Raw genomic sequence first — 6082 nt, 5'->3', positions numbered from 1 at the left:
TTTTTCTGGTGGTTGGAGGCGGAGCCAAGCTGGAGCAAATGCGACGAACCGTTGCCGAGCTGGGGCTCGGTGATCTGATCCGATTGACCGGCCGCCTGGATAAATCCGAGATCCCCCAAGTGCTCGCGGCCTCGGACGCCTGCCTGGTTCATCTCAGCAAAGTGGATTTGTTCGAGCATGTTATCCCGTCTAAGATCTTTGAAACAATGGCCATGGAGCGACCGATCATCATGGGCGTCCGCGGGCGGGCTCTGGACATCGTGTTGGCCGCGGAGAGCGGCGTTGCGATGGAACCCGAAAATGACGCCCAACTGTTTGAGATTCTCGACTGGATGGTCGGCGAACCCGAAGCCGTCGGGCAGATGGGACGAAACGGTCGCAAGTTCGTGATCGAACACTTCAACCGAGACCAACTTGCGAGGGAGATGTTGTCGATCATCCGACGTACCTCCGAAGGTGAAGTGTTTTGTCTTGAGGATCGGGACTGGGGTGGAGAGTCCGGCGACCATTCAGACGACACGAACCTGACCCCTGTTGCCTCCTCCGGCGGCACTCGTCGCTGACCGGCCGGCATTTCAATGGCACCACGCCGCCTGTCTCGTCTGGCCGCGCTTCTTCGCCATCACCGCCCCGGCCAATTTGCCTGGCGACTCTACCGGACCGCGCAGCGACACCTTCGTCGACGTTTGCCCGAGCGGTTGGTCTTTCAAGTCGGCCGCAGCCAGGCCGGCTGGAAACCCGGCGCCCAGGCCGCTTTCCAAGCAATCGCCACACGAAGGCTACAGCTTTGGCCGCAGCGCAACGCTCACGCCGCCGACGTCGCTGACGGGCAGTTTCGGTTCCTTAATCAATCCCGCGATCTGCGGATCCATGCCTCCGGCGATGAACCCGACATCGACTGGAACCCAGAGGCGCCACGGTTGTGGCGTTTTCATCTTCAGTGCCAGGAATACCTGACCGATCTGGCGGACCAGCGGGGCGCGGATGCCGCTTACAGCATCGTCCGATCCTGGCTCGCGCAGCCGCGTCATCAGAGCCCGACGCGCGACCCCGATGCCTGGCACCCGTTTTGTATTTCAAGACGTTTACCTGTCTGGCTTTCCCTGGCCGCGGCCCACGATCCACCCGTTGAAATCGCGGGACAATTCTGGCGCTGTGTTGCCGATCAGGTCCTTTGGCTTCGTCGCAATTGTGAATGGGACCTTGGTGGCAACCATTTATTGGAGAACTTGTCCGCGCTGTATCTCGCAGAATCGTATTTGGATTTAGGGACTGCCGCCGTTGGGCCTTCGGTACAGCCGAGACTGCTGGCCGAGTTGGACGAACAAATCTTGCCGTCGGGCGAGCATTACGAGCGGGCGCCGACCTATCACGCATTGATGATGGTCTGTGTCATGCAATGTGCCGAAGCGGCCCGATTCGCTCAGTCGAACGTCTTGGATCGGCTGCGAATCGTGATCAGCCAAATGCTTCAGTTTGCGCAATGGATTCGCCAACCCGACGGCTACTTTCCCTTGTTGGCCGACTCGGCACGCGGCGAAACACCGGATCTGGACAAGCTGTTTGAATGGGCGGAGAACTTTTGGGAGCCCGACGCCCGAGGCAATCCAACCGTCGACTATTGGGCGACGCAAACCGATCGCGGCGATCGACTGCTGTTTGACGTCGGCCCGCTCGGATGTGATCACTTGCCGGCCCACGCTCACGCCGACCTGCTCCAGATCACCGCCACGTTGGGCGGTCGCGATGCCATCGTCGACACCGGCAATTTCGAATACGAACCTGGTCAGCTGCGTCAACGTTGCCGCAGCACGTCGGCCCATAACGTGTTGCAACTCGGATCGCGAGAACAATGCGACATCTGGTCCAGCTTTCGCATGGGACGGCGAGGGAAGCCGCTTTGGCAGCGACATGGAACGACGGATGGGTATTCGTGGTGCGCTGCGGCGCACGACGGTTTTGATTGCCCGACAGGCCGCGTCATCGTCTCAAGCGGATCCGCCTGGACCGTGATTGATTGGTTCCATGGCTATCCCGGTGAGGTCACTGCGACTTCTCGGTTGCACTGGCATCCCGACTGGCGGCTGGCGCTCGGCCGCGATCCAACACATGTCTCCGCGTTCCATCCCGACGCCCCCGAGTCGATCTACAGGATTGAAAGTCTGGGCGAGTCGGCGGAACTATCCATTGATGAAAGCCTCTACTGCCCAGACTTTGGCCGACAGATCAACAACCAGGTGATCGTCAACGTCAAACGCTGCGATTCGAACGGATGGCTCGGATTCCATCTTCCACTGCAAGCCGAACACACGTCTCCGGTTCCGCGAGTCCGCTTAGAGGGCGGACGCTTAAACGTGACGTTAGGCGACGGCGGCGAGATCTCCGTTTTCGTCGAAGAAGGACGGTGGATGGGATAGGCATTTGAGTTGGTCGGGCCTCAGTGGGCGCGCCTGGGAGTGCCGCTATCTGGACGTTTCGGGCAAGCGTTCGTCGTCCTGTATCCCCTGAATACAACTTCATCAGCCAAGCCTCTTGTTTAGCTCGCTGAGGATCGCGCAGATAACTAGTGTCGCTCTCGCCGAGGCTTCAATAGTTTTTGTCGAAGAAGCGATTGAACGGGTCGTTCAAACCAATGGAACGATGCCAAGGACAGCACGACAAGGGCTGCAAAGTAGAGCAGAAAAGTATTTGCTTGGGAGAAAATTTCGCTTTTCAGACCAAACGCCGATACACCTAGCACAAAAACAAGTTGCAAAGGAAAGTGCAGCAGATAAGTCGAATACGTAATGTCACCTATCCAAGAAACTTTCTTCAAGGCTTCTGGCCGATGTATTTCAGCAAGAACCAGTGAAGCAATCGTCGGCGGATAGAGTACAAGCAGATAGATGTACTTGGAGAAGATGGCATGCGCCGCGTCGCCAGACAGAAAAATAATGCACCAAAGTGCAAGAGTGAGTGCCAGGATCGTGCGATCATGGCTGCGGAACTTAGACCGCAAATAGATGTCGAGCGTCTTAAATGTCAATCCACCCATGAAAAAAGCAAGGACCGCTGAAGCCCATCGCAGTTCAATTCCGAATTTGAGCATGACCAATGCCGTTGCGAGCGTTGAGATCAGCTTCAGCCAGACGTTTCCTCGCAACCAAGCAAATGCAAAGAACATGGCGTACAATCCGACTTCGATCGAGACTGACCAGATTGGTCCATTGAACGAATCGCCATTTTCGAAGCCCCAGCTTGAAACGAAGAACAGTTGCAATAATAGATGATAGCCGTCGTTGAATCCGTAGACGAAGAAATGACCGTTTAGAAAATGGAAATAGCCTTGAAGTAGGATGGTCAACAACAAGGTCGCGAAGTGTAGCGGATACAACCTGGCAAAACGGTAGACCCAGAACTGATAAAACGAACATCGATTGGTCGCAATCTTGTCGTGATATAACCAAAAAAAGACGAATCCTGATAAGATGAAAAAAAAGGAAACGGCGAAATGTCCGCCGTGTTCGTAGAACGGCGAAAGGATTGAGTACAGTGGCTGGCTGTCGCGTTGGAACGTATCTGCGAGTCGTTCACGCGAGAAAAAGAAGTGTTGCCAATGCCAGACGACCACCGACAACGCCGCAAGTCCCCGGGAGACGTCCAGGTTGTAAAGTCTTTTGGGATACATCGGACGTTGAGAGTTGCGTGCACTGTGCCAAGATGAATGATGCACTCGATCATAGGTCACTTCCCGGTTTAGCGTGACCTGTTTCCGAGGACGTGAGCCTCGCATTGCCAACTTACGATTGTGCTTTCGGCCTAAACGCGCGGATTCGTTTCGGATTTGTTTCGAGTCGGGGGCCGTGCATCAGGTCGATGCAGTAGGGGATGGCGGGGAAGACGGCGTCGAGACACTCGGCGATGGCTTTGGGTTTTCCCGGCAGGTTGACGATCAGGCTGTCTCCCAGTAGGCCGGCGGTCTGTCGTGAGAGGATCGCCGTGGGAACTTTTTCCAGCGAGACCTTCCGCATCAATTCTCCGAATCCCGGCATTATCCGATCGCAGACCGCTTCGGTTGCTTCTGGTGTCACGTCTCGCTGCGACGGCCCGGTGCCGCCGGTGGTCACGACCAGACAGCAGTCTTCGATTTCGCAGAGCTGTCGCAGCGTCGCTTCGATCGTCTCGCGATCATCGGGAATCACCCGCGCGATCGGCTTCCATGGGCTCGTCAACACGTCGCGCAGATAGGCGTCGATCGCCGGGCCGCCCAAGTCTTCGTATTCGCCCCGGCTGGCGCGATCCGACACGGTCACGATCCCGATCTTGGCGGCATCGGGTTGATTTTGATCCGGTGGTGTCATGTCCAGTCGAGTCCTTCATGCAGTTGGTTCAGTGACTGAGCGTCGCCCTCGCGAACGACCAACATGTTCTCGACGCGGACGCCGCCGTCTTGGCGACCGTACAACCCTGGTTCGATCGTGAACACTTCGCGTTCCAGTACCGGTCCCCCGCCAATGTCGAGCAGGATGGGTTCATGGACGTCGAGCCCGATGCCGTGGCCGGTGCCGTGTTGAATCGTGGGCTGGTCCGAGACGGTTCCACGTGACAATTCGAATCCGGCGTCGAGCAATGCCTGGTCGGCCGCCAGGTGCACCGACTCGGCCGTCTGGCCCACGCGAAGCTGCGTGGTGGCCGCTGCGTTGGCAGCGACAACCGCGTCGTGCATCTTGCGGACGGTCGCGCTCGGTTGGCCATGAACGACGGTCCGCGTGCAATCGCCCCAGTACCTCGTTTCGTTGTTCATCGGAAACAGGTCGACGATCACGGGAACGCCCGTCCGCAACGGCCCCGTCCCGGCGTGATGGCAATCGGCAACCTCCGGAGCGGTCGCCACAATCGCGCCGTGCGACATCGAGTAATCGCGTTTGAGAAACTCGGCGGCCGCCATCGCTCGGGCGCGCTCGCTGGTCAAGGCTTCACCCTCGTGCACCAACGTCCCATCGGCCGCGACGGTGCATCGGGCAATGGTTTCGCAGAGGTAGCGCATCACCGATTCGGTGACCGACTGGGCTTCGGCCAACCGCTCGATTTCCTGTTCCGATTTCTGACGCCGGTCGATCACGCCCAGATCGGGATCATATGACAATTCAATACTGGCCTGTTGAAGGTGCCACGCAAAGACGAAGGGCAGGCTGCGATCGACTCGGACGGCCGCCATGTTCTCGCGTCGACAAAACTCTGCGACGGCTTGCGCGGTCGCGGTCTCGCGATCCGCGTCCAGCTTTCCCGCCGGCTCATAGTCCATGGGGCAGACGACGCGGTCGGCGTTGCTGAGACGACGGACGCGGTCCATTTCGATATCGCGCACCAAAGCCACACGCCGATCCGTGGTTTCGATCCAAGCCGCTGGGTCTCCCAGTGGTACACCGATACGGCGGAAGAGCGACGGGTTTTTAAGCGGAATGCCGGCAAAAATGGCCGGCAGCGAAGCGTCAGGCATCCTGGTATCTCACGGGAAAAACGATTGAACGGTTTCAGCGACGTTATAGCCGATGGATACGGGGCTTCGCGAGGCGACGTGGCGTCGGAAATCAACGGATGAAGCGGACGATACACTGACGGACGTGAGTGGGGCAAACGGCCGCTTTGAGTCTGCCTTCGCCCCCTCAACCCTCCCCTCGCGACACACGACCCTCCCTGCCACGGAGGGTGATTGAAGATGTGCAAACACCCAAATGCCGGATCCGAGCTTCGGTTATCATGTGCGGCTCCCACCTTCCTCCCCACCTCGGAAAGATACTCGTATGAAGATCGATTACTCTCGACGGCGTTTCTTGTCTCTCACCGCCGCGGGCGTTGCGGCAGCGACCACACCGCTGGCACTGGCCGCCGACTCCGCCGAAATCCAATGGCATGATGTCCGCGACTGGGGAGTCGAAGGCCGCGGGTTCGACGACACCGAAAAATACTTCGATCGCCTGCCGGCCCGAGCCAAGGGTGTTGTTCGCGATGCCGTCTGGAACCTGAGTCGACATTCGGCCGGAATGCTGGTCCGATTTCGAACCGACGCCCGCGAGATTCAAGTCGACTATTCGGTCACGTC

At 58.2% G+C, this 6082-nt stretch carries 6 protein-coding genes; 3 read left to right on the top strand and 3 right to left on the bottom strand.

Going from position 1 to position 6082, the window contains the following annotated elements; genetic code table 11:
* Together ABX749_RS18240 and ABX749_RS18235 are read left to right on the top strand one after the other, a co-directional pair.
* Positions 1 to 563 (top strand): glycosyltransferase (locus ABX749_RS18240; RefSeq protein ID WP_372897223.1); only part of this gene is annotated, 563 nt, incomplete at its 5' end.
* A 15-nt stretch (positions 564 to 578) separates the two neighbouring features.
* Positions 579 to 2417 (top strand): heparinase II/III family protein, encoded by a 1839-nt coding sequence (locus ABX749_RS18235; RefSeq protein ID WP_372897222.1) that lies wholly within the window; start codon positions 579 to 581, stop codon positions 2415 to 2417.
* Between the two features lie 146 nt (positions 2418 to 2563).
* Here ABX749_RS18235 and ABX749_RS18230 read toward each other — a convergent pair whose 3' ends face one another.
* Genes ABX749_RS18230 through ABX749_RS18220 form a run of 3 tightly spaced genes read right to left on the bottom strand, consistent with a single transcriptional unit; the run spans position 2564 to position 5479 of the window.
* The gene (locus ABX749_RS18230) at positions 2564 to 3727 is read right to left on the bottom strand and encodes an acyltransferase family protein (RefSeq protein WP_372897221.1); all 1164 of its coding nucleotides are present in this window, start codon (positions 3725 to 3727) and stop codon (positions 2564 to 2566) included.
* 52 nt (positions 3728 to 3779) lie between these two features.
* Positions 3780 to 4340, bottom strand: a complete 561-nt coding sequence (gene mog / locus ABX749_RS18225) for a molybdopterin adenylyltransferase (protein WP_372897220.1) — start codon at positions 4338 to 4340, stop codon at positions 3780 to 3782.
* A complete protein-coding gene (locus tag ABX749_RS18220; protein WP_372897219.1) occupies positions 4337 to 5479 on the bottom strand; it encodes a M24 family metallopeptidase in 1143 nt (380 codons plus the stop codon). The genes mog and ABX749_RS18220 overlap by 4 nt, the downstream gene beginning before the upstream one ends.
* A gap of 304 nt (positions 5480 to 5783) precedes the next feature.
* On the opposite strand from ABX749_RS18220, the gene ABX749_RS18215 reads away from it, so the two are divergent.
* On the top strand, positions 5784 to 6082 hold a 299-nt coding region (locus ABX749_RS18215; RefSeq protein WP_372897218.1), incomplete at its 3' end, for an SGNH/GDSL hydrolase N-terminal domain-containing protein.

Source organism: Stieleria sp., from assembly GCF_041595215.1.
Classification (GTDB): domain Bacteria; phylum Planctomycetota; class Planctomycetia; order Pirellulales; family Pirellulaceae; genus Stieleria; species Stieleria magnilauensis.
The sequence above is the reverse complement of the archived record's forward strand: the minus strand, read 5'-3'. Positions and strand labels throughout refer to the sequence as shown.

Coding starts and splice junctions, on each gene's coding strand:
- mog (WP_372897220.1), bottom strand. CDS start 4,340: ATGACACCACCGGATCAAAATCAACCCGATGCCGCCAAGATCGGGATC.
- ABX749_RS18235 (WP_372897222.1), top strand. CDS start 579: ATGGCACCACGCCGCCTGTCTCGTCTGGCCGCGCTTCTTCGCCATCAC.
- ABX749_RS18220 (WP_372897219.1), bottom strand. CDS start 5,479: ATGCCTGACGCTTCGCTGCCGGCCATTTTTGCCGGCATTCCGCTTAAA.